This window comes from Streptomyces lydicus (assembly GCF_004125265.1).
Taxonomy (GTDB): Bacteria; Actinomycetota; Actinomycetes; order Streptomycetales; family Streptomycetaceae; genus Streptomyces; species Streptomyces lydicus_C.
In genome coordinates this window covers 7,611,447-7,638,132 of the sequence record NZ_RDTE01000003.1, presented here as the reverse complement: position 1 = coordinate 7,638,132, position 26,686 = coordinate 7,611,447, and the positions used below count along the sequence as shown (strand labels likewise).

Genomic DNA, 26,686 nt, shown 5'->3' with positions numbered 1-26,686 from the left:
GGGCCCCGCAGACCGGAAAGCGGACATCCGCGGACGGATGGTGCCGGGCCGACAACAGCCGCACGAGGTGGGGACACGACAGCGCCATGGCACAGGGCTCGGTCCAGGTGACGCACTCCGGAACGTCGCGTTGGCGACGCCGCACGGGGGAGTACAGCTCGCTCGCCGCCGCCCTGGAGGCCGCCGGGGACGGTGATGTGCTGACCGTCCCTGCCGGTACCTACCGCGAGAATCTGGTGCTGGTGCGCGCGGTGACCCTGCGCGGCCCGGACGGGGCGCGCGGGTCGGTGCGGATCGCCCCGGCCGACGGCGTGGCGCTGACGGTGCGCGCCTCGGCCACCGTCCACGATCTGCATCTGGAGGCGACGGACTCCGCCTCGCCCGCGCTGCTGGTGGAGGACGGCGCCCCGGAGCTGACCGGTCTGCGGGTGGTGACCCGCTCGGCGTCCGGGATCGAGGTCCGCGGGGGCGCCCGCCCGACGGTGCGGCGCTGCACGGTCGACAACGCGGGAGGGGTCGGCATCAGCGTCCTGGACGGCGCGGGCGGCGTCTTCGAGGAGTGCGAGGTGATGGCCGCCGGGCAGACCGGGGTGGCGGTGCGCGGCGGGGCCCATCCACGGCTGGAGAACTGCCGGATCCACCATGCCTCGGGCGCCGGCCTGTCGGTCAACGGCGAGGGCAGCGCGGTCGAGGCGGTGGGCTGCGAGCTGTACGAGATCAAGGGCGCCGGCATCCAGGTGGCCTCGCGGGCCACCGGCCACCTCACCGACTGCACGGTGCACCGCACCTCCGCCGACGGCGTCACCCTGGACACCGATGCGGTGCTCACACTCGCCGACTGCGACATCCACGACGTCCCGGAGAACGCCGTCGACCTGCGGTCGCGTTCGGTGCTGACGCTGACCCGCAGCACGGTGCGGCACTTCGGACGCAACGGTCTGTCCGTATGGGACCCGGGCACGCGGGTGGACGCCAATCAGTGCGAGATCCATGACAGTACGGGCGACTATCCGGCGGTATGGGTCAGCGACGGCGCCACCGCCCTGCTGGACTCGACGCGGGTGCACGATGTGCCGGACGCCCTGTTCGTGCTGGACCGGGGTTCCCGCGCCGATGTGGTGGACTGCGACCTCGCCCAGGTCCGCAACACCGCGGTGTCGGTCAGCGACGGGGCGACCGTGCAGCTCGACGACTGCCGGATCCGGGACGCGGCGACCGGTGCGTGGTTCCGCGACCACGGCAGCGGCGGCACACTCGCCAACTGCACCATCGACGGGGCGCAGACCGGGGTGATCGTCACCAAGGGCGCGGACCCCACCATCGAGGGCTGCACGGTCAGTTCCCCGGCCGAGGCCGGCTTCTACGTCTCCGCGGAGGGCCGCGGCACCTTCCACGGCTGCCGGGTGACCGGGAGTTCGGGGTTCGGCTTCCATGTGATCGACGGCTGCCGTACGGCGCTGACCCGGTGCCGTACGGAGCGGTGCGCGCGCGGCGGCTACGAGTTCGCCGAGGGCGGCGCCGGACAGGGCGACGGGCCGACGGTCCAGGACTGCACCAGCGACGAGAGCCGCGCCGTGCAGACTCCGGCCGCCGGGGCGGTGACGGCCCCCGCGGTGCAGCAGGCCACGCAGACGGCGGGGCTGCTGGGCGGCGTCCCGGCGCAGGTCCCGCCGCCCGCCGCCCCGGCCTCCCCGGAACCGGCCGCCGGCAACCGGCCCTCCGACGAGGTGCTGGGCGAGCTGGACACCCTGGTGGGGCTGGAGAGCGTCAAGCGCGAGGTGCGCAGCCTGATCAACATGATCGAGGTGGGCCGCCGGCGCCGGGAGGCGGGCCTGAAGGCCGCTTCCGTCCGCCGCCATCTGGTGTTCACCGGCTCCCCCGGCACCGGCAAGACCACCGTGGCGCGGCTGTACGGCGAGATCCTGGCGTCCCTGGCGGTACTGGAACGCGGGCATCTGGTCGAGGTGTCCCGGGTGGACCTGGTCGGCGAGCACATCGGGTCGACGGCGATCCGCACCCAGGAGGCGTTCGACCGGGCGCGCGGCGGAGTGCTGTTCATCGACGAGGCCTACGCCCTCTCCCCCGAGGACTCCGGACGGGACTTCGGGCGGGAGGCCATCGACACCCTGGTGAAGCTGATGGAGGACCACCGGGAGGCCGTGGTGGTCATCGTGGCGGGCTACACCGCCGAGATGGAGCGCTTCCTGGCGGTCAACCCCGGTGTGGCGTCCCGTTTCTCCCGCACCATCACCTTCGGCGACTACGCACCCGAGGAATTGCTGCGGATCGTCGAGCAGCAGAGCGAGGAGAACGAGTACCGCCTCGCCGAGGGGACCGGCGAGGCACTGCTGAAGTACTTCACGGCGCTGCCCAAGGGGCCGTCCTTCGGCAACGGCCGAACCGCGCGGCAGACCTTCGAGGCGATGGTCGAGCGGCACGCGGGGCGGGTGGCGGAGCTGGCCGCCCCGAGCACCGACGACCTCTGCCTGCTCTACCCGGACGATCTGCCCGAACTCCCCTGAGCGGGACGGCCGTCGGCACCGTCACCGGCACCCTCACCGGCACGGTCACAGGCGGGGGCGTCGGCAGCGTGACCGCCCGTGGGGTCGCCGGTGCCGCCGCCTCCCGTGCGGTCGTCGGCACCGCGGCGTCCCGTGCAGCCGTCGGCGGGCCGCTGTCCCGGCAGGTCCGGACCGAGCCGGGCGATCAGCTCGGCGCGCACCCGGCCGAAGACCGGGTCCGCCTGGTAGTCGCCGTGGCCCAGGATCTGGGCGGGCAGCGGGTTCTGCAGGGATCGGCCGAAGGCCAGCGGGTCGCGCAGCGGGCCCTCGTCGATCCGGCGGCCGTCGTCGCAGGTGAGCCGGATCGGGCCGCCGATGGGGTCGGTGAAGCGCCACAGGTTGCGCCAACCGTCCATCTGGTGGTGCAGCCCGGTCAGTGCGGGCGGCCCGAAGAAGGCGGGGAACCAGCGTCCGTAGAGCCGTTCCAGGGGGCTGCCGTAGGTGAGCAGCGCGACCCGGCTGCGGGTGACCGGGTCCAGCTGCCAGACGGCGGCGGCCGCCAGCACGCTCCCCTGGGAGTGCCCGGAGAGCACCAGCCGGCCGTCGAACCGCTCGGTCCAGGTGGCCATCCGCCAGGTGAGGTCGGGGACGGCGCGCTCGGCGTAGCAGGGCGGCGCGAAGGGGTGGGCGGCGCGCGGCCAGAACGTGCCGACGTCCCAGAGGATGCCGATGGTGCGGCGCGCCGAGTGGTCGCGGTAGGCGCGCCGGCCCATGGTGATCAGCAGTATGACGCCGGCACTCATCAGCCAGGAGCCCAGGGATTCCGCGGTCTCGGCGGCGGCGTGCACGACCGGCGGCGCGCCTTCGGTGGCACGGCCCGGCGCCCGGTCGCTGAGCCAGGCACCGGCCACCGCGCCGGCGCCGAGGACGAGGGTGACGGCGGCGGTGGCCGCGACCAGGACCGGTGCGGAGTCGGTGAGCCCGGCGCCGGCGATGGTGCCCGCGATCCGCTTCGTACGGCGCTCGTCGGGGTGTTCACGCGGGTCGTAGAGGCCGGGGACGTCCTTGGCCACCCGGCCGCCGACGATCACCACGCGGACGGCGGCGAGCACGACCACGATCGCGACGACGACCAGCAGGACGGGGATGACCGAGGCCTGCCAGGACAGCAGCACCGGCGGTCCGGGGATGGGGGCGTGGTCCTGGCCGGGGGTCGCCCCGCCGTCCAGCCAGTCCGCGAAGCGCTGGGCCACTCCCCCGGACAGCACCCCGCCGACCGCGCAGGCCAGCAGGGCGACGGCAGGGCCGCCCATGCCGCACAGAGCGGTCCGGGCGTCCTCGGGGGCGGAGCGCTGCAGGACCCAGGCGGTGAGCGCCAGCGCGAGGACCAACAGGCCCTGGAAGACGGCGATGCCGCCGAAGGCGGAGGCGCCGGGCAGCGCGCCGTGACTGTGGGACCCGGGGCGCGCCCAGCCGGTGTGCAGCACGATCAGCGCCAGCGCGGCGAGGGAGGCGAACGGCAGCGCCCGCACGACCAGATGGTCGGACTCGTCGTCCGGTACGGCCTCGCTGCGGGCGGTGCGCCACACGACCACGACGGTGGTGGCGGCGAGCAGAATGACCAGGGCGGTCAGGGCCCGGCCGGTGACCGCGAGGGCGGTGTCGCCGCCGGTCTGCCCGTCGGCCTGTGCGCCGGCGGCACGGAGGACGGCGGCGATGGTCAGCACGCCGGCCGTGGTGTGGGCGGCGCGCAGCCGGGCGACCAGCCGTCGGCCGTACCAGAAGCCGTCGAGGCTGAGCGCGGTGCGTTCGGCGGCCGGGGTGTCCCGGGAGGTGCCGGGCCGCCGGGGCGGCGGCGAGGCGGACTCGTAGGCGCTCCAGGTGCGGCGCGAGAGCCACCACAGGAAGCCGATGACGAGCAGCGGCACCATGGAGGCGAGCGCGAGGCGGCGGCCCGGAGCGCTCCACCAGCCGGAGTTGTCGGGGCTGAGGAAGCCCATCCAGGATTTGCCGGCGGCACAGACGGTGGTGCCGGCGCACTGCCAGGCCGTGAGGTCGAGCGCGACCTCGCAGGCCGCGGCGGCGAGCAGGACGGTGAGGGTGAGGGCGAGGATGCGGACCAGCAGGTCGTAGAGCCGCTGGGCCGGGTGCTCGGGCGGGGCGGCCGGGCGCATCCAGTGGGCGAGGTTGGCGACCATGAAGGGCACCAGGAGCAGCCACAGGGCGCGGGCTCCGTTGCCCGAGGTGAGATTGGACCAGCAGTACGCCTCACGGACCGGCTCGCCGCGAAAGTCGTCGGGCCGCTGCTCGGCGTCCGCGTCGTCCGTGCGGCGGTAACAGGCGGCGGTGTCGTCGCCGGTGATCAGCTGGACGCGTGGGTCGCCGAGCATCTCCTGTGCGGTGGTGCCGCCGACGCCGTGCACCAGCAGCTCCAGGGAGAGGTGCGGTGGTGCGGCGGGCGGTGGCCCGTCTGCGGTGCTCTCACGGTCCGTTGGACGCGCGTGCGGTGTCGGGTCCGCGGTCTCCACTGTTGTCCCCCGTAGTCGTGCCAGGACGTCGCGCTCGGACGTCAAGGTCGGACGTCGCGCCCGGACGTCATGTGCGGACGTCGTGCTCTGGGATCGTGCTCCGAGGCCGTGCCCCGTATGCGATGCGGTGCGGTGCGGCGCCGTGCAGTGCACCGGAGCGCTGTGCCGTGCTGCGCTGCGCTGTGCGGCGGTGCGCCAAGCGCCACGGCGCCGGATGCGCGCTCCCCGATTGTGTCTTCCCCCGCACGGCACATCCAGCACCCACTCCGGCCACCGGCCCTGGCTTCCTCCGTCATCGGCCTCACTGTCAGTGCCTCGTGCGAGGATGAGGGCACCAGTGATCGCGGGCGGCAGCCAGCGCGTACGACCCGACGCAACGAGCCGGGGCGGAAGGGACGGGCCGGGGTGAGCGACAACCAGAACCTCCTCGCGGAGCAGCGGCGTGCCCTGATTCTCGACGAGATCAGGCGGCGCGGAGGGGTGCGGGTCAATGAACTCACCCGCAAGCTGAACGTCTCGGACATGACGGTCCGCCGTGATCTGGACGCCCTGGCCCGCCAGGGCATGGTGGAGAAGGTGCACGGCGGTGCGGTGCCGGTCAGCGAGCCGAGCGCACACGAGCCCGGTTTCGAGGTGAAGTCGGCGCTGGAGCTGAGCGCCAAGGAGGACATCGCCAAGGCTGCGGCCGAGATGGCGGCGCCGGGCAGCGCCATCGCGCTGGCGGGCGGCACGACCGCGTTCGCGCTGGCACAGCGGTTGCTGGACGTGCCGGATCTGACGGTAGTGACGAATTCGGTGCGGGTGGCCGATGTCTTCTACGGCGCGCAGCGGGCGGCGGCCGGCGGCGCGGGCCCCCGGGCGGGCGCCGCGACCGTGGTGCTGACCGGCGGGGTGCGTACGCCGTCGGACACCCTGGTGGGCCCGGTGGCGGATGCCGCGATCCGGTCCCTGCACTTCGATGTGCTGTTCCTCGGGGTGCACGGCATATCGGTGGAGGCGGGGCTGTCGACGCCGAATCTGGCGGAGGCGGAGACCAACCGCCACTTCGTGCGGTCCGCGCGCCGGGTGGTGGTGGTCGCCGATCACACCAAGTGGGGCACGGTCGGCCTGAGTTCGTTCGCGACGCTGGATCAGGTGCAGGTACTGGTGACGGATGCCGGGCTGCCGGCCGAGGCGCGCGCGGAGTTCGCCGAGCTGCCGCCGGAGCTGGTGGTGGCGGGCGAACCATCGGCCGCCACAGACATCTGAAACCCGCCACAGACATCTGATATCCGCCACAGACAACTGACGCCTTGTCAGTTATCGTGAGCAACGCAGGCCCGCCGACCGTCCCATAGGGGGTGCTCGTCCCATGGCACGCCGACTCCGCCCCGTCGAGCTCGACTTCGCCGACTCCGCCCCGCTGCGGCTGGTGTTCGCCGCGGAGGTCGCCGCGCCGCCGAAGGCGGTGTATGCGGCGCTGGCGGACGATGTGGCGGGCTGGTCGCACTGGTTCACGGGCGTCGCACGGTCGGCGCCGACGCACGGCGGCAAGGGCCGCGAGGTGCAGCTCACCGGCGGCACCCGCTTCACGGAGACGGTCCTGGCGGCCGAGCCCGACACTCATTACGCCTACCGGGTCGACACCACCAACACCCCTGGCCTGCGGGCCCTGTTGGAGGACTGGCGGCTGACGCCCGCGGACGGCGGCACCCGACTGCGGTGGATGTTCGCGGCGGACGGCCCGGCCCCGTTCCGCTTTCTGCTGACGCTGGCCAGGCCCGGCCTGGGCCGCGCCTTCAGGGATTCGGCGCGGGCCCTGGACCTCAGACTCGCCAGAGCCTGACGCGGCCCCGGCGCGGACGCCGCACAACGGGCCCGGACAGGCCGACACCACCGCCCCGCGCCCGGACGGACCGCCGGGCCCCGGCCTCCTCGGACGGACCACCGGCCCCGTCGGACGGCCGCCGGCCCCCTCAGACAGCCCCTGACCTCTCCCCCCTCAGACAGCCCCTGACCCCTCCCCCCTCGGGCGGGCCGGCCCCCTCAAGACGGGCCAGGAGCCGGTGGCCAGGCGCCGGTGGCCAGGAACGAGTCGAGGGTGCGTGCATAGGGCGTGATGTCCAGCCCCTGGGAGGCCAGCCAGTCGTCGGAGTAGTACTTGTCGAGGTAGCGGTCACCTGGGTCGCACAGCAGGGTGACGACCGACCCCCGCTGCCCCTCGGCGACCATCTCCGCGACGATCTTCAGCGCACTCCACAGCCCGGTGCCGGTCGAGCCGCCCGCCTTGCGGCCGATCGCGGTCTCCAGTGCGCGGACGGCGGCGACACTGGCCGCGTCCGGCACCTTCATCATCCGGTCTATCGCGCCGGGCACGAAGCTCGGTTCCATACGGGGCCGCCCGATGCCCTCGATACGGGAGGCGGTGGCGCAGTCGGTCTCCGCATCGCCGGTGAGCCAGCCGTCGAAGAAACAGGAGTTCTCCGGATCGGGGACACAGACGCGGGTGTCGTACTGCATGTAGTGGACATAGCGGGCGATGGTCGCGGAGGTGCCGCCGGTGCCCGCGGTCGCCACGATCCAGGCGGGCTCGGGATAGCGTTCCAGCCGCAGCTGCTGGTAGATCGACTCGGCGATGTTGTTGTTGCCGCGCCAGTCCGTGGCCCGTTCCGCGTAGGTGAACTGGTCCATGTAATGCCCGCCGGATTCCGCGGCGAGCCGGGCGGAGACCTCGTACACGGTCCGCGGGTCCTGCACCAGATGGCAGGTACCGCCGTGGAACTCGATCAGCCGGGTCTTCTCACGGCTGGTGGTGGCCGGCATCACCGCGATGAACGGCACTCCGATGAGCGAGGCGAAGTACGCCTCGGACACGGCCGTGGAACCGCTGGAGGACTCGATGACGGGCTTCCCCGGCCGGATCCAGCCGTTGCACAGCCCGTAGAGGAACAGCGAGCGGGCCAGCCGGTGCTTGAGGCTTCCGGTGGGGTGCGTCGACTCGTCCTTGAGGTAGAGGTCGATGCCCCACTCCTCCGGCAGCGGGAAGCGCAGGAGGTGGGTGTCGGCGGTGCGGTTGGCGTCCGCCTGGACCTTGCGGACGGCGTCTTTGAGCCAGCTTCGGTAGGCCGGATCCGTGCGGTCACGGTCCACCGTCGGCATCGGGGCGCCGGCCACGGGCTCGATGGAGACCGGGGTACCGGCCACGGCCCCGGCCGGCGTCGGGGCACCGGCCACGGACTCCTGGCCGGGCCGGCTCTGCGGCTGCTGTGCGGTGCTCACCGGCGCGCTCCTCTGCGGTTCGAAGGCCCGCGCACAACGGCGGGCAGACTTCGACTATAACCACCGCCCGCACCCTTCTCACCTGCATAAACATCACTTTGGGATACCCCAAGGAGCCCGTGTGGCGGGGCCGTCGCACACCGTGCACGCCGGGGGCACTGGTGCGACGGGCGCCGCACCGGCAGACTTCCCCTCAAGGGGCGGTGGAGGGCGACTGCCCGTCTCACCGAGGAGGTGCCGGCATGGCGGAACCCGAGTTCAACGCGACCGGCGTACGGATCGAGCGATGGCTGCGGTCCCTGACCCGCGCCGGACAGGTCGTCATCTCGGACGGCAGGCTGGTGCTGCTGACCAGCTACGGCACGGAGATCGACAGTGCCCCGCTGCAGGCCGTACAGGCCCATAAACCGCTGTTCGCGGCGCGGGACCGGGCGCTCGCCACCCTCAATGGCCACCGCTATTCGCTCACCCTGGGCACCCCGGAACTGTTCTTCAAGGCCCTGGAGGCAGCGCGTCCGCAACGCACCTGACGGCGCCCTCCGGACGCGGAGGTCCGGTTGCGGGAGCACACCGGCTGACCGACCCTGGACTCGTATCACTGAGGGTTCACCAGCGGTGACGCTGTGGCGCAGCTGTGGTGCGGCCGGCATCGCTGGATCCGATCTTCGCCCCTGCCCGGTGAGAGGGGCGCCCGGCCTCATCAGGGAGTCGCGGTCGTGATCAGGCAGCCCAGCAGGCACTGCACGGTGGAGCTCCAAGCCGTTCCGGCTCGCATCGGACATGTGCGCAGAATCGTCTCCGCGCAGCTGCGGTACTGGCATCTCGACGCCTTGATAGACCCCGCGGCACTCGGGGTGACCGAACTCCTCGCCAATGTCCACCGGCACGCCCGCCCCAGCAAACAGTGCACCGTGGAACTGCGCGTACTCCTTGATCAGTTGACGGTCTCGGTGCACGACGAGGACCCCCGGCTACCGCGGATCCGGGTCGCGGAGAGCTGGGAGACCTGCGGTCGCGGTCTGGCGCTGATCGCGGCACTCAGCGAGAGCTGGGGAACGCGTCCGGACGGCGGCGGCAAGGTCGTGTGGTTCACCCTCCCGGCCCTCACTGCCGCCCCCGAAGAGGCCCTTACGGTCCGCGGCCACCTGGAGCCCCTGCCCCTGAAGGGCACCGGCACGGCGACCGGTACGGCGACCGGCCCGCGCCCGCGGATACGGGGCACGAAAGTCGGCTGACGGGTCGGGGGCGCGGTGGGCCCGCTGACGGGTCATGCCATGCCCCCTTGGGACCGGCGCCGAAGTTGAAGTCCTCCTCCAGGACGGGGAGTCGGCGCCGGTACTCCCTCTCGTCCGGCGGGCTGCGCCCCGATCGGCGCACGCACGACCACTCTTGGCTCTGTAACTACTGGTATGTACAGTGCCCTCATGAGCACCCAGGATTCGCTCGGCGAGCGGACGTCACCCGGCACCACACAGGCACCGCCCGGCGCGCACACCCCACCTGGGGCGCACACATCCCCCGGGGTTCAGGCATCACCCGGCACACAAATGCCGCACGGCACCCACCACTCCTCCGGCGCTCACGCCACTCCCAGCGCCCAGGAACGCCTCGTGCGGAGCACCCAGGAGCTGCTGTGGGAGCGCGGGTACGTCGGCACCAGTCCCAAGGCGATCCTGGAGCGCGCGGGCGTCGGCCAGGGCAGCATGTACCACCACTTCACCGGCAAGTCCGGGCTCGCGCTGGCGGCGATCCGGCGCACCGCAGAGGGTATGAAGGCGGCCGCCGAGGAGTGCCTGAGCGCCCCCGGCACGGCGTACGACCGGGTCGCGGGCTATCTGCTGCGAGAGCGGGAGGTGCTGCGCGGCTGCCCGGTCGGCCGGATGACGCAGGACCGCGATGTGGTGCGCAGCGCCGAGCTGCGGCAGCCGCTGGACGAGATGTTCGGCTGGCTCCGGGGCCGGATCGGCGAAGTGCTCAGCGAGGGGCAGCAGCGTGGCGAACTGGCCCCCGGACTGGACCCGTCGGCCACCGCGGCGGCCGTCGCGGCCGTCGTCCAGGGCGGCTACGTCCTGGCCCGCGCCGCCGATGACACCGCGCCCTTCGACGCGGCCGTACAGGGCGTGCTCTCCCTGCTCGCCACACAGGTCACGCCCGGCGCGGGCACCACCCGCTGAGCGTTCCTCCCCACACCGTACGGAGTCCGCCATGCACGCCATGCACGCCATGCACGCCATGCACGCCATGCACGCCATGCACGCCATGCAGTATGCGATCACCCTTCCCGCCGACTACGACATGCAGATCATCCGGCACCGGGTGGAGTCCAGGGGCCACCTCCTGGACGACTTCGCCGGGCTCGGCCTCAAGGCGTACGGAGTGCGGGAGCGCGGGGTCGACGGCTCACCGGTCAATCAGTACGCGCCGTTCTACCTCTGGGCCGATCCGGAGGCCATGAACCGCTTCCTCCTCGGTGACGGATTCCGCGGGGTGGTCCGCGACTTCGGACGGCCGGTCGTCCAGCACTGGCAGGGGCTGTACCACCGCCCCGGCCCGGCCGCCGACGCCCCGCCCCGCGCCTACACCCGGCGGACGGAGACGGTCGCCGAGGACGCCGACGCCGCCACCGTCATCGCCCGTGCGGTGGCCGGACACGAGGAGCTGGCCACGACGGACGGGGTGCACACCACTGCCCTGGCCCTGGACCCACGGCACTGGGAACTGGTCCACTTCACCCTCTGGGCGCACACCTCCCACGCCTCTCACGCCTCCCATGCCTCTCACACCTCCCACGCTTCCCCCTGGCCCGCCGGGGACCGCTACGAGGTGCTGCATCTGTCCGCCCCGGGCACCGGACGGCTCGGCACCGGACGGCAGTGGTGAACGGGGCCCCGTCGGGCCCGTCGGACACACCGACCGCCCCCGCCGTCCCTACTACACCCCTCGGCGACACCGCCCCCACCATCCGCACGGTCCTCGGCGACATCGCCCCCGCCGGTCTCGGCGTCTGTGACGCGCACGACCACCTCTTCCTGCGCAGCCCGCAGTTGCCGGGCCAGGAACTGGACGACCCCGCGGCCGCGGCCGCCGAGCTGCGCGCCTTCCGCGCGGCCGGCGGTATGGCGGTGATCCAGTGGACGCCGTACGGCATGGGCCGGGGCGCCGCCGAACTCCCCGGGCTGGCGCGGGAATCGGGAGTGCACATCGTCGCCGCCACCGGGCTGCACCAGTCGGCGCACTACGCACCCGAGGTGCTGGAGCAACTTCGCTCAGGGTTGGCCGAACTGTTCGTCGCCGAACTGACCGAAGGGATCGGCGGCAATGGCCCGCGCGCCGGGATGATCAAGGTCGCCGGAGGCTTCCACGGCCTGGACGCGCACGCCCGGCACACCATGGCAGCGGCTGCCGAGGCGCAGCGGGCGACCGGTGCGGCCATCGGCGTCCATCTGGAGCTGGGCACCGGGGCCCTGGACGTACTCGACCTGCTCTGCGGGGAGTTGGCGGTCCCGCCGGACCGGGTGATCCTCGGCCACCTCAACCGCTCACCGGACCTCGTCGCCCACCGGACGGCCGCGGAGGCCGGGGCGTATCTGGCGTTCGACGGTCCCTCGCGAGCCCATCACGCGACCGACTGGCGCCTCCCCAAGGCGCTGGCCGCGCTCACCGAGGCGGGCTTCGGCGACCGGATCCTGCTGGGCGGCGACACCACGACAGCCGGCGCCCGGTCGGTGAACGGCGGTCCCGGCATGCCGCACCTGCTGCGCCGTCACCGGGAACGGCTCGAAGCCGCCCTGGGAAAGGACCTGGTGACACGGTTCCTGACGGCGAACCCGGCCCGCGCCTTCGCCGCCGGCTGGGCGCGGGCTCCCCGGAACCCGCACCAACCCCGGGAAAGGCGACGGGCTCCTACAGCGTGACCGAGATCCCCACATGCGGCCGCTTACCGCCGCGCACCAGCGCACCGACGCCGTCCATCAGCCGGAAGCGCAGCCCGTACTTGCCCGCCATCGCCCGGCGCACCCTGCCGAGTTCGCCCTTCCCCTCCAGGAGCCGGCCGGTGCCCTCGACGGTCTGCGCGCCCTCGGCGATCCGGCCCCGGACATCGCACGGGGTGACGGTCACCCGGCCGTCGTTGCGCAGCCGCTTCACCTTCCAGCTGTCGTCCCGCGTCCACACCAGTAGCTCCTCCCCCTCGGCCACCGCCCACACCGGGGTCGCCACCGGCGTTCCGCTCTTGCGGTACGTGACGAGGCTGACGTAAGGACTGTGCGCGACCGCTTCGGGAATCATGGCCACAGCCTAGGACGCCGGCCGGACGGCGGCAGGGCGCTGCGCCTTGCGGGGCACGAGGGCAGGAAGGCAGGAGGGCAGTTCGCCGCCTGCCGTCCCGTCCGCCCGTTACCGGTCGAGGACGACCAGCGGATCGTCCAGAACCGGCTGCCAGGCCAACTCCGCCGCGCCGACGAGGCTGTTGTGGTCGAGGGTGCAGGGCAGGATCGGCACCCCGCCGCTGCGGCCCCACAGGCTGCGGTCGGCGACCACCGCGCGCAGCCGCTCCGGATCGGCGTCCAGCAGGGCGCGGTGCAGTCCGCCGAGGACGATGAGGTCGGGGTTGAGGATGTTGACGAGTCCGGCCAGGCCGAGCCCGAGGCGGTCGATGAGGAGATCGGCGGCGGAGCGGACGCCCGGATCGGTGTACTCGTCCCGCAGCAGGTCGGCGGCCTGCTGGAGCAGGGAGACCTCGGGGCCCGGTTCACGGCCCGCGGCGCCGAGGAAGGCGAGCGGATCCGCCTCGACGTCCAGACAGCCGCGGCTGCCGCAGTGGCAGGGCGCCCCCTCGGGGTTGACCGTCAGGTGCCCGACCTCCAGCGCCAGGCCCGAACTGCCGCTGTGCAGACGGCCGTCGAGCACCAGCGCCCCGCCGACGCCCCGGTGGCCGGACGCCACACAGAGCAGATCACGGGCGCCCCGGCCGACGCCGTGCCGGTGTTCGGCGAGCGCCATGAGGTTGACGTCATTGCCGGTGAGGCCGGTCGCCGCGGTGACTCCCGGGATGCCGGCGTCGGCCAGCGCGCGCAGGAAGAGTGCGCGTACGGGGGCGCCGGAAGGCCAGGCGACATGGAGCGGCGCAAGGGCCTCACCGTCCGGTTCGGCCACCGCGGAGGGCACCGCGAGGCCGGCACCGAGGCAGCGCCTTCCGGTCTCGCGCAGCAGGTCCGAGCCGGCCGCGACCACATCGGCGAGGACATGCGCCGGGTCGGCGGGGATGGTGCCGCAGCCGGCCGAGGTCGCCACGATGCGGCCCCCCAGGCCCACCAGCGCGACCCGGAAGCCGTCGGCGTGGATCTGCGCGGCGAGCACGACCGGTCCGTTCTCGGCGACGAACAGCCGGTGGGAGGGGCGCCCCTGCGCGCCGGCCGAGGCGGTCGGCCGGGAGTCGACGGTGATCAGGCCGAGCGCTTCGAGCTCGGCGGCCACCGCCCCCGCGGTCGCGCGGGTCACGCCGAGTTCGGAGGTCAGGACGGCGCGGGTGGGTGCGCGTCCGGTGTGTACGAGCTCCAGTGCGGGTCCGAGGGCGCCACGGCCCCGCTCCAGCCTGGTTGTCCGAGTCTGGGTCACCCCTCTATTCTGGCTTTGTGCCGACACTAAACAAAATACGGGCGGCCCTGACGAAGGACACGGGCCGCACTCCCCCCGCCGATCCGCACCTCACCCGCCTCCGCATCGCCGTCACCGCCTTCTTCGCCATGGACGGCTTCCTCTTCGCCGGCTGGGTGGTCCGGATCCCCGCGATCAAGGCACAGACCGGCGCCGGTGCGGGCGCCCTGGGACTCGCGCTGCTCGGCGTGTCGGCCGGCGCGGTCGCCTTCATGATGCTCACCGGCAGGCTGTGCCGACGGTTCGGCAGCCACACCGTCACGACCGCCTCGGCGGCCGCCCTCGCGCTGAGCATCGTGCTGCCGCCGCTCACCCACTCGGCGACCGCGCTGGGCCTGGTCCTGCTGGTCTTCGGTGCCGCGTACGGCTCGCTCAACGTCGCGATGAACAGCGCCGCGGTCGACCTCATCAGCGCGCTGCGGCGTCCGGTGATGCCCAGCTTCCATGCCGCCTTCAGCCTCGGCGGCATGCTCGGCGCGGGCCTCGGCGGGCTGATCGCGGGCAGCCTCTCCCCCACCGTTCACCTGCTGCTGCTCGCCGCGATCGGCCTGCTGGTGACGGCCGTTGCGGGGAACTCGCTGCGCGCACACCCGTCGTCCCCGGCCGTCCCCGAGCGTTTGCCGGCGACGCAGGAGAGCCGGCCTCGGCACGGCCGGGCGGGCCACGGCCGCCGCTTGGTGCTGGTCTTCGGGCTGATCGCACTGTGCACCGCGTACGGCGAGGGGGCCATGGCCGACTGGGGTGCGCTCCACCTCTCCCAGGACCTGGGCGCCGGAGCGGGTACGGCGGCCGCCGGATATGCCGTGTTCGCGCTGGCGATGACCGTGGGGCGGCTGTCCGGGACCGCGCTCGTGCAGCGCTTCGGCGCGGCGCGGGCGCTGATCGCGGGCGGGACGACGGCGACCGCCGGCATGCTGCTCGGCGCGCTCGCCCCCTCGACCGGGGCGGCCTGCGCCGGCTTCGCCGTCGCGGGTCTGGGGCTCGCCAACATCTTTCCGATCGCCATTGCCCGGGCCGGCGAGAGCGGCGGCCCGGACGGGGTCGCGGTGGCCTCCACGGTCGGCTACGGCGGCATGCTGCTCGGCCCGCCCGCCATCGGCTTCCTCGCCGAGGCGGCCGGCCTGCCGATTGCCCTGACCACGGTGGCGCTGCTGGCCGCGGTCGCCGCGGTCATCGCGTACGCCACCCGCGGGGCGCACCGCACCGGGCGGGCGTGATCCGGCCGGCGCACCCGCACGGGCAGGCAGGCCGCCCGCCCGCTCACCTGCGTGCGCGCGGACGCCGCCCGGACCCGCGCGGGTGCGTTGTCAGTGGCGGCTGGCACACTTCTGACCATGGAGATCACTGAGTTCGTCGAATCGCTGCGACTGGACGGAAGCCTGCTCGCCGACGCCGCCGAGGAGGCGGGCCCGGATGCCCGTATTCCGGCCTGTCCCGAGTGGCAGATGCGGGATCTGGTCACCCACATCGGCCGGGTCCACCGCTGGGCGACGGAGTTCGTGACGCAGGGCCTGCAGCAGCCCAGCCGTCCCGCCGAGGCTCCGGACCTTGCCGACGACGAGCTCGTGGCCTGGCTGCGCGAAGGCCATCACCACCTCGTCCTGGCACTGCACTCCGCCCCGCAGGACCTGACGGCCTGGACCTTCCTCCCCGCCCCCTCCCCGCTGGCGTTCTGGGCCCGCCGGCAGGCGCACGAGACCTCGGTGCACCGCGCGGACGCACAGCAGGCACTCGGCGCCTCCCTCACCCCTCTCCCGTCCGCCTTCGCGGCCGACGGGATCGATGAACTCCTGACGGGCTTTCACGGCCGGGACCGCAGCAAGGTCCGCACGGACGTCCCCCGGACGCTGCGGCTGCGCGCGACGAACGCGCCCGACGCCGACTGGACCGTCCGGCTCTCCGACGCGCCGCCGCACACGGTGCGTACCGCCGCGGAGGCCGGCGGCGACGGACCGGACGCCGACAAGCCGGCGGACTGCACGATCGAGGGCCCGGCCGAGGAGCTGTATCTCGCGCTGTGGAACCGTCTGCCGTGGGACGCGATGACGATCACCGGCGATGAGACGCTGCCCCGGCTGTGGCGAGAGCGCGCCGGGCTCTGACCATTACCCTCACCCGGTCACCCGGTCACCCGGCTGCTGCCGTCGGCAGCACGGTCAGTCCTCCGTCCGATCGGGCTGAGGGCGCGGCCGTCGCCATATGGCCCGGATGAGGACAGCTCTCAGAGCCCGACGGAGGAAACTCTTCCGGGTGGGCGCACGATGCTTGCCGAGGCCGTTGCGTGGGATGCCCGAGCCGGATTCCGGTGGCTGCGGCCAGTCCCACGCCTCTACGGGGGCCAACCGGCAGACCGCCAGGGCACGTTCCTCGGACCCGGGCCAAAGTGCGGTGGCCCCTGGAAGACTGTCGGTATGTCACCGAGCCGTACGCAGGCCGAGCGCGACGCGGTCACCGTCGAGATCATGTTTGCCCTGGTCAGCGGCGCCTTCGTGGGCGTCGTAGGTTTCGGGGTGCTGGGCGGCGCGGCCCTGTGGGGCCCGGTGCCGGCCCCGTGGCGCGGACCGTGGCTCGCGGTGAGCACCGCCGTCGGCGGGGTGTTGTTCTGCGTCCGCGTGGTGCAGGTGCTCCGGCGTCTTCCCGGCCGCCCGGGAGCCGGCCCGTCCCCCGGGGACGTCGTCTGGCTTCAGCCCAGCCGGCCGGGCCGCACCGACTCCGACTCATAGGCCGGCACGAACGGCCGGGTGCGCTCGCGCGCACGACGCGCACCAGCTCCTTGGGTGCGGTGTCCTTGGCCGGGAAGCCGTAGGCACCGCCCCCTCCGCACCCCCTCCACGCCGCCGCCTGCGGGACGGCCGGGGCCCGCCTCACCCCCGCCTCACCCCCGGTTCATCGCCTCCAGCGCGCGACGCGCCATCGAATGGGTACGCACGATCTCGGCCAGCGTGGTCGTCCCACGGGTGATCTTCGCAAAGGCCTGCCAGGCAGGGCGGAAGCCGGTGATCGCGGCGTGCAGCACGCCGGGACGGCGCGAGAAGACCTTGAGCATCTGCCGCCCCACGCCCATCTCCACGCCAAGACCCGCCTTGATGGCGAAGGCGTAATTGAGGGCCTGACGACGGGCGTCCACCGCGTCATGGGCCTCGGAGACGCGCACCGCCCACTCCCCCGCGAGCCGCCCCGACCGCAGCGCGAAGGAGATGCCCTCCCGCGTCCACGGCTCCAGCAGCCCGGCCGCGTCACCGCACACCAGCACCCGGCCTCGGGACAGCGGGGAGTCCTCGGCGCGGCAGCGGGTCAGGTGCCCGGACGAGATGCTCGGCTCAAAACCGGCGAGGCCCAGCCGGCCGATGAAATCCTCCAGATAGCGCTTGGTCGCGGCCCCCTCGCCCCGCGCCGAGATGACACCCACGGTCAGCGTGTCGCCCTTGGGGAAGACCCAGCCGTAGCTCCCGGGGATCGGGCCCCAGTCGATGAGCACCCGGCCCGCCCAGTCCTCGGCGACCGGTGCCGGTACCGGAATCTCTGCCTCCAGGCCGAGGTCGACCTGATCGACCTTGACGCCGACATGGGCTCCTATCCGTCCGGCGCTGCCGTCCGCGCCCACCACGGCGCGGGCCAGCACCACCTCGCCGTCGCCCAGCACCACCGCGACGGTCCGGCGGTCCGGCACCTCGGCGCCGTGCTGCTCCACCCGCGAGACCGTGACGCCCGTACGGACCGTCGCGCCCGCGTCCTTGGCCGACTCGACCAGCCGCGCATCGAAGTCGGGGCGGTTGATCAGCCCGAACAGCATGTTCCTGGAGCGGCGGGTGCGGGTCAACCGGCCGTTCAGCGAGAACGTCACCGCATGCACCCGGTCCCGCAGCGGCAGCTCGAAGCCCGGCGGCAGCGCGTCCCGCGACGGGCCGATGATGCCGCCGCCACAGGTCTTGTAGCGCGGGAGCTCCGCTTTCTCCAGGAGCAGCACCCGGCGTCCTGTACAGGCCGCGGCATGCGCGGCCGAGGCGCCCGCAGGCCCCGCACCCACCACCACGACGTCCCACACCTGCTGGTTGTCCTCGGCTGCGTGCTCGCTGCTCACCTGTGCTTCTGCTCCCGTTCGATGGCTGGCTGGGCGTACCGCCCGCATCCTACGGGCCGCTGTTGATCCAGAGGCCTGTGGGAAGATCGGGGGCACTGATGCCCGTACGTCCGGCCCGTCCGGCTCACGAGGCCGGACGGCCCGTACGCACAACGTCGCGCCCACAAGGAGCGTTCCATGTCTGACAGCCCGCTCGCACGTACCGTCGCCGCACTGCAGCCCCGCGCCAGGACCGAGCTGGCCGAGCTGGTGGCCTTCAAGTCGGTGGCGGATCCGGCCCAGTTCCCCAAGAGCGAGTGCGAGGCGGCCGCCGACTGGGTCGCCGGGGCGCTGCGGGCGGACGGCTTCCAGGACGTGGCGCTGCTGGACACCCCGGACGGCACCCGGTCCGTGTACGGCTTCCTGCCCGGCCCGGCCGGCGCCCCGACGGTGCTGCTGTACGCGCACTACGACGTGCAGCCCCCGCTGGACGAGGCCGCCTGGATCTCCCCGCCGTTCGAGCTGACCGAGCGCGACGGCCGCTGGTACGGGCGCGGCGCGGCGGACTGCAAGGGCGGCCTGATCATGCATCTGACGGCACTGCGCGCGCTCAAGGAGCACGGCGGGGTGCCGGTCAACATCAAGATGATCGTGGAGGGTTCGGAGGAACAGGGCACCGGCGGCCTGGAGCGCTACGCCGAGGCCCACCCCGAGCTGCTGGCCGCGGACGCCATCGTCATCGGCGACACCGGCAACTTCCGGGTGGGGCTGCCGACGGTCACCGCGACGCTGCGCGGGATGACGCTCGTACGGGTCCAGGTCGACACCCTGCAGGGCAACCTCCACTCCGGCCAGTTCGGCGGCGCGGCCCCCGACGCGCTGGCCGCGCTGATCCGGGTCCTGGACTCGCTGCGCGCCGAGGACGGTTCGACCACTGTGAACGGACTGGCCGCGGACGCCTCCTGGGAGGGCCTGCAGTACGCCGAGGAGGACTTCCGCAAGGACGCCAAGGTGCTCGACGGCGTCGGTCTGGTGGGCAGCGGCTCGGTCGCGGACCGGATCTGGGCGCGTCCGGCCGTCACGGTGCTCGGCATCGACTGCCCGCCGGTGGTCGGCGCCACCCCGTCCGTACAGGCCGGTGCGCGGGCTCTGGTCAGCCTGCGGGTGCCGCCGGGCACGGACGCGGCCGAGGCGACGAAGCTGCTGACCGCGCATCTGGAGAGCGCCGCCCCGTGGGGCGCGCGGGTCGCCGTCGAGCAGGTCGGCCAGGGCCAGCCGTTCCGCGCCGACACCAGCAGCCCGGCGTACACCTCGATGGCCACGGCACTGCGCGAGGCGTACGACGGCGAGGAGATGCAGACCGCCGGTATGGGCGGCTCGATCCCGCTGTGCAACACGCTGGCCGCGCTCTATCCCGACGCCGAGATCCTCCTCATCGGCCTGAGCGAGCCGGAGGCCCAGATCCACGCGGTCAACGAAAGCGTTTCTCCACAGGAGCTGGAGCGGCTTTCTCTGGCGGAGGCGTTGTTCCTCCGTCGGTACGCGAATTGATTCCCGGCGTTTTTGGCTTTCCCGCCGTGGGGGTTGCGCGCCGCTGCGCTTTGCCTCTGCCCCGTTTTTGGCTTTCCCGCCGTTGCTCCCCCACTGCCTAAAGGGCGTGGGAGGTACCCCCAGCGGCGGGCGGGGTCCGCTGCGCGGGGCTGTGGGTGCGGTGACGGGCCTCCGGGGCCTGGTGTGTGGACTGCTTCGCTTTACGTCCACACACCAGGCCCCTCCGGCCCGTCCCCTCCCGTGGGTGAGTAAGTGAAAGGTGGTGGGGGCGGGCCACGGTTGTAGCCGTGCGTGCAGTCCCTACTGGTTCATTCCGGGTGGCCCGTTTTCCGTCGGATCACCAGGTGCACCGGACCAGCCAGGTCCACCCCCACCGGCCTTTTCCCCACCCCCCAACGGGAGGGGACGGGCCGGAGCGGGTGGGTGTCCGGACGTAAAGCGAAGCAGTCCGGACACCCACCCGCGGAGGACCGTCACCGCACCCCGACAGCCCCGCGCAGCGGCAACGCCCGCCGCAGGCGCAACGGCGGGCGCACCCGCGCAGCGGGCGGCAAACGGCGAGAAGCCCCACGGCGGGAAAGCCGAAAACGTGGGAAGAGGCAAAGCGCAGCGGACCGGCGGGGCAGCCACAAACGTGCGGGTCACCCCGCGGGAACCCCCGCCTCAAGGTGAAGCGGACACCCCCGCTCCCGGGCGCGAAGCGCCCACCGCAGGCGGTTCCACCGCACCGGCGGGAGCATCTTTTCGGCCTCTGCTTCGGTGGCGAAGCGCCAGTCGCGCAGTTCCGCGCCGGGCAGCAGCAGTTTGCTGATCCGGTCGTCGGTCAGGGTGCCGCCGTCGTAGAGCAGCCGCAGGCCGCCGAAGCCTGGTGGTTTGGGAGCTTCCCAGTCCAGGACCAGCAGGCGGAGTGCGCGGGGCAGTTCGATTCCCAGTTCCTCGGCGACCTCCCGTACGCCGGCCCGGGCGGGTGCCTCGCCGCGTTCCACGACGCCGCCGGGGAATTCCCAGCCGGCCTTGTAGGTCGGGTCGACGAGCAGTACCCGGTCCTGGTCGTCGAAGAGCAGTACGCCGGCGGCGAGCGTTTCGGCGGTCGGTTCGGGGGTCTGCACGATGTCGCAGGCGCCGGCGCCGGTGCGGACGGCCTCGGCGACCCGCTCGGCGGTCTGCCGGGGGGTGAGCCGGGTGGTGTCGACGACATGGGCGTCGCCTTGGAGCCAGCGCAGTGCATCGGCGTACGGGCCCAGGTGTTCCAGGCTCCGCCGCGGCGTCGACGCGGCGTCTCCGGCGTCCCCTGAGGTGTCCTCCCGGTCCGTTATCCGGGCCCGCAGGATCGTTTCGTCGGCGTGCAACAGGACGTGCCGTACGGGTATCCGGCGCGCAGCGAGGGCGCCGAATATCTCGTCGCGGTACTCCTGGCGCAGCAGGGTCATCGGCGTCACCAGAGGGCCCGGCACCTCGGTGAGCAGTGCCGCGGCGGTGTCGACGACCATCCGCCGCCAGGCCGGAAGGTCCTGGTAATCGTCGATCTCCTCGAACCGCTTGGCCGGCAGCATCATGCGCAGTCCGCTGCCGAGGAGTTCGGGGTCGTAGAGCGTGCTTCCGGGAAGCAGGTCGAGCAATTCATGAGCCGTAGTGGTCTTGCCCGCACCGAACGTGCCGTTCAGCCAGACGATCACGGTTTCCCCTCTTCCCTAGACCCAGGTGAGTTGCCCGCCACACCCTGCCACGGAAACGCTCGGGGTCACGGGCCGCGCGCACGAACCGGGAACGTTGCGCATTCGACCATCGGCGTGGCCAGGGAGGTTTCCGCCCCCGTGGACACACCGGTCGCGAAATGCCTCGCGCGGAGGATGCCGGTCACTGCATCCGCCGCCACGAGTCCCCGGCAAACAAGCGCTCCCCCGCCCCTCCAGTACCGAAACCCTCACCCGCATACCGAGTTTCCCGGCCTCCGCCGGCCCGGAGACACCGCATATGACGGCGGCCCACCGTGCGGCCTGCGGCGCGCTCCGTGCGGCCCCGACGGTTACCCCTTGCTCGCGCCGAGGGCCGGTCCGGCGATGAAGTGACGGGGAATGCGGCGCCGTCGGAGAGGAAGACCGGGCCGCAGGAAGTCGTCGTCCCTCCAGGTGAATTGCGCGGTTCGCAGAGCGGCGAGCGCGGGCCGGTGGTGAAGACCATCAGCAGGACGAGGCCGCCGCGAATGCGCAGCCGTGATACGGCGAGGGCCACGGACGATGCACGAATGAGGCACGAACGAGGCCAGGAAAGAGGCCAGGAAAAGGACGTCAGGAAAAAGGTGAGCGGGACACCTGGGACGGTGACGACGAGGAGAGATCGGCAAGGAGAGATCGGCGAGTTGAGAAAGTATCTGGACATCCCGGAGCCGGTAAAGGCCTGGTGGTAGGAGGCGAAGGACGAAGGAGGGGTGACGCGGGAGGGAGAAGCAGCCATACCGTATGCCGCGGTCGCTTCGTAAGGGGCGTTGCGGCCCTTGTTGATGGTGTGGACGAGGCGTTGAAGGCCGCGGCGAAAGATTTCCCCGGTACGGCGTCCCCCGAGCCGCGAGCCGCCGCTCGTTGACCGGGCTCATATCCCGCCCCCTCACGGGTGGAACCAAACAGAACCGAACGCGAGTGGCGGGATCTCGCTCCGCACTGCTGGGCCAGTCCTGGGTCTTGGCGGGCGATACCGGAACCGTTCACACTCCTCTTCCAACAGACTCCAACAAGCCCTACCGTAAACACTCGTACGCGACCGGTGCACGACCCCGCACCAACGCCTCTCGCGAAGACGGAGGACGCGAATCATGCGCGTTCAGATCCGCACCACCCACCGGCGAGGTCACCGAAGAATCGTCGGAGCGCTGTCCGCCGCGCTGCTGTGTACGGCAGGGGTGACCGCCCTGCCCGCCGCGGCCCGCACACCCGACACCCCGCAAGCCGGCCCTTCCCGCACCGCCCCCGCCCCCCGGCTCCCCGGCGGGCTCGCCGAGACGCCCCCGATGGGCTTCAACAACTGGAACTCCACCAACTGCCGGGCCGAGTTCAACGAGGAGATGGTCAAGGGCATCGCCGATCTCTTCGTCGCCAAGGGCCTCAAGGACGCCGGTTACCGGTACGTCAATCTCGACGACTGCTGGGCGCTGCCCACCCGCGACGGGAACGGCAAGCTCGTGCCGGATCCGCAGCGCTTCCCGCACGGCATCAAGGCGGTGGCCGACTACGTCCACGCCAAAGGCCTGAAATTCGGCATCTACACGAGTGCCGGTATCAAAACCTGCAACCCGGCCGGATTCCCCGGCGGCCTGGGCCATGAGAAGTCCGATGCCCAGCAGTTCGCCGACTGGGGCGTGGACTACCTCAAGTACGACAACTGCAATAACCTCGGCGTGGACGCCAAGCAGCGGTACCGCACGATGCGGGACGCGCTCAAGACCACCGGGCGGCCCATCGTCTACAGCATCTGCGAATGGGGCGAGAACAAGCCCTGGGAATGGGCGTCGGACGTAGGCCATCTGTGGCGCACCACCGGCGACATCAGTGACTCGTGGTCCAGCATGCTCGACATCGCGAAGCAGAATCTGCCGCTCGCCCCGCACGCCGGGCCGGGCCATTGGAACGACCCGGACATGCTGGAGGTCGGCAACGGCGGCATGACCGACACCGAGTACCGCACCCACTTCTCCCTGTGGTCGATGATGGCCGCCCCTCTGCTGATCGGCTCCGATCTGCGCAAGGCCGGTCCGGAGACGTTCGAGATCCTGGCCAACAAGGACCTCATCGCCGTCGACCAGGACCGACTGGGCAAGCAGGCCACGGTGGTGAAGTCGGAGTCCGGCCGCTGGACGCTGGTACGGCAACTGGCCGACGGCAGCCGCGCGGTGGCGCTGTTCAACGAGACCGGCGGGCCGCAGCGGATCACCACCACGGCCAGGGAACTGGGCCTCCCGCAGGCCGACGGCTACCGGCTGCGCGATCTGTGGCGGCACCAGGACACCCACACCACAGGCACCGTCTCGGCGACCGTCCCGGCGCACGGCACCACCGTCTACCGGATATCCGCCGACCAGCGCTGGGCCACCTACCCACCGGCCGTCGAGACCGGCACCGACCGTACGCCGCTGGTCGAGGCCGGCACCCCCGCCGCCCTGCGCTCCACCGTCCGCAACCTGGGCGGCACCCCCGGCCTGCATGTCGCCGTCACGCTGAAGGCCCCGCAGGGGTGGCGGGTACGGGCCACCTCCCCGGCAACGGCCCGCGCGCTGCCCGGCGGCCGGACGCTCACCACCGGCTGGCAGATCACCGCACCGGCCGGCACCGCCCCCGGGGCCTACGATCTGCCGCTCGCCGCCGACTACCGCTCACCCCGCGGCGAACGGGTCACCGCCACCCTGCCCGGCACCGCCCATGTCGTGGTGCCACCGCCGTCCGGGACCGCGTACGCCGCCGAACTCCCCTGGCTCACCGCCGCCAACGGCTGGGGACCGGTCGAGAAGAACACCAGCGTCGGGGAACGCGACGCCGGGGACGGCCGGCCGATCAGCATCGGTGGCACCGGCTTCGCGAAGGGCCTCGGGGTGCACGCGCCCAGCGAGGTGAGCTTCTACACCGGCGGGCGGTGCTCGGCGTTCACCGCCCAGGTCGGCATCGACGACGAGTCCGGCGACCGGGGGTCGGTGGGCTTCGAGGTGTGGGCCGACGGCAAACAGGTCGCCGCGAGCCCGGCGGTGACCGGGGCGGATGCCGCCAAGGCCGTCAGCGCCCCGGTCGCCGGAGCACAGACCGTCCGGCTCGTCGTGACCGATGGCGGGGACGGGATCGACTACGACCACGCCGACTGGGCAGACGCCAAGTTCCAGTGCTGAGGGTCATCTTCCGCTCGTGCGGGCGGAGTTGATGACGCCGGGCGGGCCGCCTTCGGCCCGCCCGGTCCTGCCGGTCCTACCGGTCCCTGCCGGGCGCGGGCGTGGGCGTGGGGACACGTCGCGGGTGTCAGGGCATGGGGACGAAGGCATCGGAACGGGCCCGTTGCCCGGCGGCAGCGGCGGCGCCCACCACCCCGGCGTCCGTCCCCATTTGGGCCGGTACGACCGTCAGGCCCGACACGAACGACAACGTCGCGTACTCCCGCAGGGCCGCGCGCAAGGGGGCGAAGAGGACGTCGCCCGCGCCGGCGACTCCCCCGCCGATCACCGCGATGTCTATCTCCACGAGCGTGGCGGTCGCGGCGATCCCGGCGGCCAGCGCACGGGCGGCCCGTTCGAAGGAGCGCAGGGCGACCGGGTCACCGGCGTGCGCCGCGGCGGCGACGGCCGCCGCGCTGGTGTCACCGTCGGGGCCGGGCCGCCAGCCGTCGGCCAGCGCCCGGCGGGCGATGTTGGGGCCGCTGGCGATCCGCTCGACACAGCCGCGGGACCCGCACGGGCAGGGGTCACCGTCGACCTCGACGCTGATGTGACCGATGTGCCCGGCGTTCCCCGTGGGGCCCGGGTGGAGACGGCCGTTGAGGACGAGTCCGCCGCCGACGCCGGTGGAGACCACCATGCACAGCGCGTTGGCGTGACCACGCGCGGCACCCTGCCAGTGTTCGGCCGCGGTCATCGCGACACCGTCGCCGACCAGCACGACCGGGCGCTCCCCGACCAGCGCCCGCACCCCGGCGACCAGCGGGAAGTCGCGCCAGCCGGGGATGTTGACCGGGCTGACGGTGCCGGACGAGGCGTCGACCGGGCCCGCGCTGCCGATGCCGACGGCCGCCACCCGCGCCCAGTCGGACCCCGCGGCCAGCTCGGCGACCACCTCGGCCACCGCACGCATCACCGTGGCCCCGTCCTTGTCGGCGGGAGTGGGCCGGGCGGCCCGTTCGACGAGTCTGCCGCGGGCATCCACCAGAGCGCCGGCGATCTTGGTACCGCCAATGTCCAACGCTGCGCTGAGGTCGGTCTGCATCGGTGTGGATTCTCCTGGTGGGCCCGGGGGCCGAGCGTACCGGCCCGGCGTGAGAACGCCAGTCTTCCCTTCATTGACAACGTTGTCTAGAGGCTATGCTCGACGCCACACCTGACGCCGACAGAATCAGGACCGCACACCGTGACCGACACCGCGCGGGGCACCTCCCGCCGCTATGGCACCCGGCCCACGATGAAGGATGTCGCGGCGCGCGCCGGCGTCGGCCTCAAGACGGTCTCCCGCGTGGTCAACGGCGAACCGGGCGTCACCCCGGACACCGAACGACGCGTCCAGGAATCGATCACGGCCCTGGGGTTCCGCCGTAACGACTCGGCCCGGATCCTGCGCAAGGGACGCACCGCCAGCATCGGCCTGGTGCTGGAGGATCTGGCGGACCCGTTCTACGGACCGCTCAGCCGCTCCGTCGAGGAAGTCGCCCGCGGCCACGGCGCGCTGCTGATCAACGGCTCCAGCGCCGAGGACCCGGCGCGCGAACAGGAGTTGGTGCTGGCGCTGTGCGCACGGCGGGTCGACGGACTGGTCATCATCCCGGCCGCCGACGACCACCGCTATCTGGAACCCGAGATCGCGGCCGGGATAGCGACCGTGTTCGTGGACCGCCCGCCCGGCCGGATCGACGCCGATGTGGTGGTCTCCGACAACTTCGGCGGCGCCCAGGAGGCGGTGGCCCATCTCATCGCGCACGGCCACCGCAGGATCGGCTTCATCGGCGACCAGCCGCGGATCCACACCGCGCGCGAAAGGCTGCGCGGCTACCGCACGGCCATGGCCGCGGCGGGCCTGCCAGTTGACGACTCCTGGCTCTCACTGGGCTCCACCGCACCCGAGTGCGTACGCGCCGCCGCCACCGCGATGCTGGACGCCCCCGAGCCGGTCACCGCGCTCTTCGCGGGCAACAACCGGGTCACCGTCACCGCCGTACGCGTCCTCGGCGAACGCCCGCGCCCCGTCGCCCTGGTGGGCTTCGACGACTTCGAACTCGCCGATCTCGTCCGGCCCGCGATCACGGTCGTCGCGCAGGACCCCGCACGCATGGGCCGGACGGCCGCGGGCCTGCTCTTCCGCCGCCTGGAGGGCATCGACGACCCGCCGCAGCGCAGGGAGATCCCCACCCGCCTGATCGCCCGCGGCTCGGGTGAGATCCCGCCTTCGGAGAGCTGA

The 26,686-nt window shown here is 72.6% G+C and carries 21 protein-coding genes; 14 read left to right on the top strand and 7 right to left on the bottom strand.

Annotated features, from left to right (window positions below; genetic code table 11):
• The first annotated feature begins 86 nt into the window (after window positions 1-86).
• Complete coding sequence (locus D9V36_RS36215; protein WP_129297485.1) at window positions 87-2,522, top strand: right-handed parallel beta-helix repeat-containing protein; 2,436 nt, start codon at window positions 87-89, stop codon at window positions 2,520-2,522.
• Here D9V36_RS36215 and D9V36_RS36210 read toward each other — a convergent pair.
• A complete protein-coding gene (locus tag D9V36_RS36210; RefSeq protein ID WP_431357773.1) occupies window positions 2,492-5,029 on the bottom strand; it encodes a hypothetical protein in 2,538 nt (845 codons plus the stop codon). The two genes, D9V36_RS36215 and D9V36_RS36210, sit on opposite strands and share 31 nt — an antisense overlap.
• 405 nt (window positions 5,030-5,434) lie before the next feature.
• On the opposite strand from D9V36_RS36210, the gene D9V36_RS36205 reads away from it, so the two are divergent.
• Both D9V36_RS36205 and D9V36_RS36200 read left to right on the top strand, forming a co-directional pair.
• Window positions 5,435-6,277, top strand: coding sequence for a DeoR/GlpR family DNA-binding transcription regulator (locus D9V36_RS36205; RefSeq protein ID WP_129297484.1), 843 nt, complete (start codon window positions 5,435-5,437; stop codon window positions 6,275-6,277).
• Between the two features lie 103 nt (window positions 6,278-6,380).
• Window positions 6,381-6,854: an SRPBCC family protein gene (locus tag D9V36_RS36200; RefSeq protein WP_129297483.1), complete on the top strand. Its 474-nt coding sequence runs from the start codon at window positions 6,381-6,383 to the stop codon at window positions 6,852-6,854.
• 200 nt (window positions 6,855-7,054) lie between these two features.
• Here D9V36_RS36200 and D9V36_RS36195 read toward each other — a convergent pair whose 3' ends face one another.
• Window positions 7,055-8,167 carry a PLP-dependent cysteine synthase family protein gene (locus D9V36_RS36195; protein ID WP_129298925.1) on the bottom strand — a complete coding sequence of 371 codons (1,113 nt, stop codon included), beginning with the start codon at window positions 8,165-8,167 and terminating at the stop codon, window positions 7,055-7,057.
• A gap of 362 nt (window positions 8,168-8,529) precedes the next feature.
• Here D9V36_RS36195 and D9V36_RS36190 point away from each other — a divergent pair, with 362 nt between their 5' ends.
• The 5 genes from D9V36_RS36190 to D9V36_RS36170 all read left to right on the top strand — a co-directional run bounded on the left by D9V36_RS36190 (window position 8,530) and on the right by D9V36_RS36170 (window position 12,201).
• Complete coding sequence (locus D9V36_RS36190) at window positions 8,530-8,817, top strand: hypothetical protein (protein WP_088796612.1); 288 nt, start codon at window positions 8,530-8,532, stop codon at window positions 8,815-8,817.
• 186 nt (window positions 8,818-9,003) lie between these two features.
• On the top strand, window positions 9,004-9,522 hold the full coding sequence (locus tag D9V36_RS36185; protein WP_129297482.1) for an ATP-binding protein: 519 nt from the start codon (window positions 9,004-9,006) through the stop codon (window positions 9,520-9,522).
• A gap of 312 nt (window positions 9,523-9,834) precedes the next feature.
• Window positions 9,835-10,461: a TetR/AcrR family transcriptional regulator gene (locus tag D9V36_RS36180; protein ID WP_129298924.1), complete on the top strand. Its 627-nt coding sequence runs from the start codon at window positions 9,835-9,837 to the stop codon at window positions 10,459-10,461.
• A gap of 76 nt (window positions 10,462-10,537) precedes the next feature.
• Window positions 10,538-11,167 carry a DUF4865 family protein gene (locus tag D9V36_RS36175; RefSeq protein WP_129298923.1) on the top strand — a complete coding sequence of 210 codons (630 nt, stop codon included), beginning with the start codon at window positions 10,538-10,540 and terminating at the stop codon, window positions 11,165-11,167.
• An 80-nt stretch (window positions 11,168-11,247) separates the two neighbouring features.
• Window positions 11,248-12,201: a phosphotriesterase family protein gene (locus tag D9V36_RS36170; RefSeq protein WP_164993211.1), complete on the top strand. Its 954-nt coding sequence runs from the start codon at window positions 11,248-11,250 to the stop codon at window positions 12,199-12,201.
• Here the strand turns inward: D9V36_RS36170 and D9V36_RS36165 are convergent.
• On the bottom strand, window positions 12,191-12,574 hold the full coding sequence (locus D9V36_RS36165; RefSeq protein WP_129297480.1) for a PPOX class F420-dependent oxidoreductase: 384 nt from the start codon (window positions 12,572-12,574) through the stop codon (window positions 12,191-12,193). The two genes, D9V36_RS36170 and D9V36_RS36165, sit on opposite strands and share 11 nt — an antisense overlap.
• Window positions 12,575-12,682: 108 nt before the next feature.
• Window positions 12,683-13,903 (bottom strand): ROK family protein, encoded by a 1,221-nt coding sequence (locus D9V36_RS36160; protein ID WP_129297479.1) that lies wholly within the window; start codon window positions 13,901-13,903, stop codon window positions 12,683-12,685.
• Window positions 13,904-13,920: 17 nt separating this feature from the next.
• Between D9V36_RS36160 and D9V36_RS36155 the strand changes: the two genes are divergently transcribed.
• The 3 genes from D9V36_RS36155 (at window position 13,921) to D9V36_RS36145 (ending at window position 16,665) form a co-directional block, all read left to right on the top strand.
• Entirely contained in the window at window positions 13,921-15,159 is a 1,239-nt protein-coding gene (locus D9V36_RS36155; RefSeq protein WP_241721173.1) for an MFS transporter, read from the top strand.
• 117 nt (window positions 15,160-15,276) lie between these two features.
• The gene (locus D9V36_RS36150; protein ID WP_129297478.1) at window positions 15,277-16,044 is read left to right on the top strand and encodes a maleylpyruvate isomerase family mycothiol-dependent enzyme; all 768 of its coding nucleotides are present in this window, start codon (window positions 15,277-15,279) and stop codon (window positions 16,042-16,044) included.
• A gap of 309 nt (window positions 16,045-16,353) precedes the next feature.
• Window positions 16,354-16,665 carry a DUF6332 family protein gene (locus D9V36_RS36145; protein WP_206739773.1) on the top strand — a complete coding sequence of 104 codons (312 nt, stop codon included), beginning with the start codon at window positions 16,354-16,356 and terminating at the stop codon, window positions 16,663-16,665.
• A 152-nt stretch (window positions 16,666-16,817) separates the two neighbouring features.
• On the opposite strand, the gene D9V36_RS36140 is transcribed toward D9V36_RS36145, so the two are convergent.
• Window positions 16,818-18,023, bottom strand: a complete 1,206-nt coding sequence (locus tag D9V36_RS36140) for a geranylgeranyl reductase family protein (RefSeq protein ID WP_129297477.1) — start codon at window positions 18,021-18,023, stop codon at window positions 16,818-16,820.
• 177 nt (window positions 18,024-18,200) lie between these two features.
• On the opposite strand from D9V36_RS36140, the gene D9V36_RS36135 reads away from it, so the two are divergent.
• Complete coding sequence (locus D9V36_RS36135) at window positions 18,201-19,553, top strand: dipeptidase (RefSeq protein ID WP_129297476.1); 1,353 nt, start codon at window positions 18,201-18,203, stop codon at window positions 19,551-19,553.
• A gap of 641 nt (window positions 19,554-20,194) precedes the next feature.
• On the opposite strand, the gene D9V36_RS36130 is transcribed toward D9V36_RS36135, so the two are convergent.
• A complete protein-coding gene (locus tag D9V36_RS36130) occupies window positions 20,195-21,229 on the bottom strand; it encodes an NUDIX hydrolase (RefSeq protein ID WP_129297475.1) in 1,035 nt (344 codons plus the stop codon).
• Window positions 21,230-22,362: 1,133 nt separating this feature from the next.
• Here D9V36_RS36130 and D9V36_RS36120 point away from each other — a divergent pair.
• Window positions 22,363-24,420, top strand: a complete 2,058-nt coding sequence (locus D9V36_RS36120; RefSeq protein ID WP_206739772.1) for an NPCBM/NEW2 domain-containing protein — start codon at window positions 22,363-22,365, stop codon at window positions 24,418-24,420.
• Between the two features lie 127 nt (window positions 24,421-24,547).
• Here D9V36_RS36120 and D9V36_RS36115 read toward each other — a convergent pair whose 3' ends face one another.
• Window positions 24,548-25,504, bottom strand: a complete 957-nt coding sequence (locus tag D9V36_RS36115) for an ROK family protein (protein ID WP_129297474.1) — start codon at window positions 25,502-25,504, stop codon at window positions 24,548-24,550.
• Window positions 25,505-25,645: 141 nt separating this feature from the next.
• On the opposite strand from D9V36_RS36115, the gene D9V36_RS36110 reads away from it, so the two are divergent.
• On the top strand, window positions 25,646-26,686 hold the full coding sequence (locus tag D9V36_RS36110) for a LacI family DNA-binding transcriptional regulator (RefSeq protein WP_129297473.1): 1,041 nt from the start codon (window positions 25,646-25,648) through the stop codon (window positions 26,684-26,686).

What these genes read in the sequence shown, in the direction of transcription:
- D9V36_RS36215 (WP_129297485.1), top strand. Translation starts at nt 87, where the DNA reads ATGGCACAGGGCTCGGTCCAGGTGACGCACTCCGGAACGTCGCGTTGG.
- D9V36_RS36200 (WP_129297483.1), top strand. Translation starts at nt 6,381, where the DNA reads ATGGCACGCCGACTCCGCCCCGTCGAGCTCGACTTCGCCGACTCCGCC.
- D9V36_RS36195 (WP_129298925.1), bottom strand. Translation starts at nt 8,167, where the DNA reads ATGCCGACGGTGGACCGTGACCGCACGGATCCGGCCTACCGAAGCTGG.
- D9V36_RS36190 (WP_088796612.1), top strand. Translation starts at nt 8,530, where the DNA reads ATGGCGGAACCCGAGTTCAACGCGACCGGCGTACGGATCGAGCGATGG.
- D9V36_RS36180 (WP_129298924.1), top strand. Translation starts at nt 9,835, where the DNA reads ATGCCGCACGGCACCCACCACTCCTCCGGCGCTCACGCCACTCCCAGC.
- D9V36_RS36175 (WP_129298923.1), top strand. Translation starts at nt 10,538, where the DNA reads ATGCACGCCATGCAGTATGCGATCACCCTTCCCGCCGACTACGACATG.
- D9V36_RS36165 (WP_129297480.1), bottom strand. Translation starts at nt 12,574, where the DNA reads ATGATTCCCGAAGCGGTCGCGCACAGTCCTTACGTCAGCCTCGTCACG.
- D9V36_RS36150 (WP_129297478.1), top strand. Translation starts at nt 15,277, where the DNA reads ATGGAGATCACTGAGTTCGTCGAATCGCTGCGACTGGACGGAAGCCTG.
- D9V36_RS36145 (WP_206739773.1), top strand. Translation starts at nt 16,354, where the DNA reads ATGTCACCGAGCCGTACGCAGGCCGAGCGCGACGCGGTCACCGTCGAG.
- D9V36_RS36135 (WP_129297476.1), top strand. Translation starts at nt 18,201, where the DNA reads ATGTCTGACAGCCCGCTCGCACGTACCGTCGCCGCACTGCAGCCCCGC.
- D9V36_RS36120 (WP_206739772.1), top strand. Translation starts at nt 22,363, where the DNA reads ATGCGCGTTCAGATCCGCACCACCCACCGGCGAGGTCACCGAAGAATC.
- D9V36_RS36115 (WP_129297474.1), bottom strand. Translation starts at nt 25,504, where the DNA reads ATGCAGACCGACCTCAGCGCAGCGTTGGACATTGGCGGTACCAAGATC.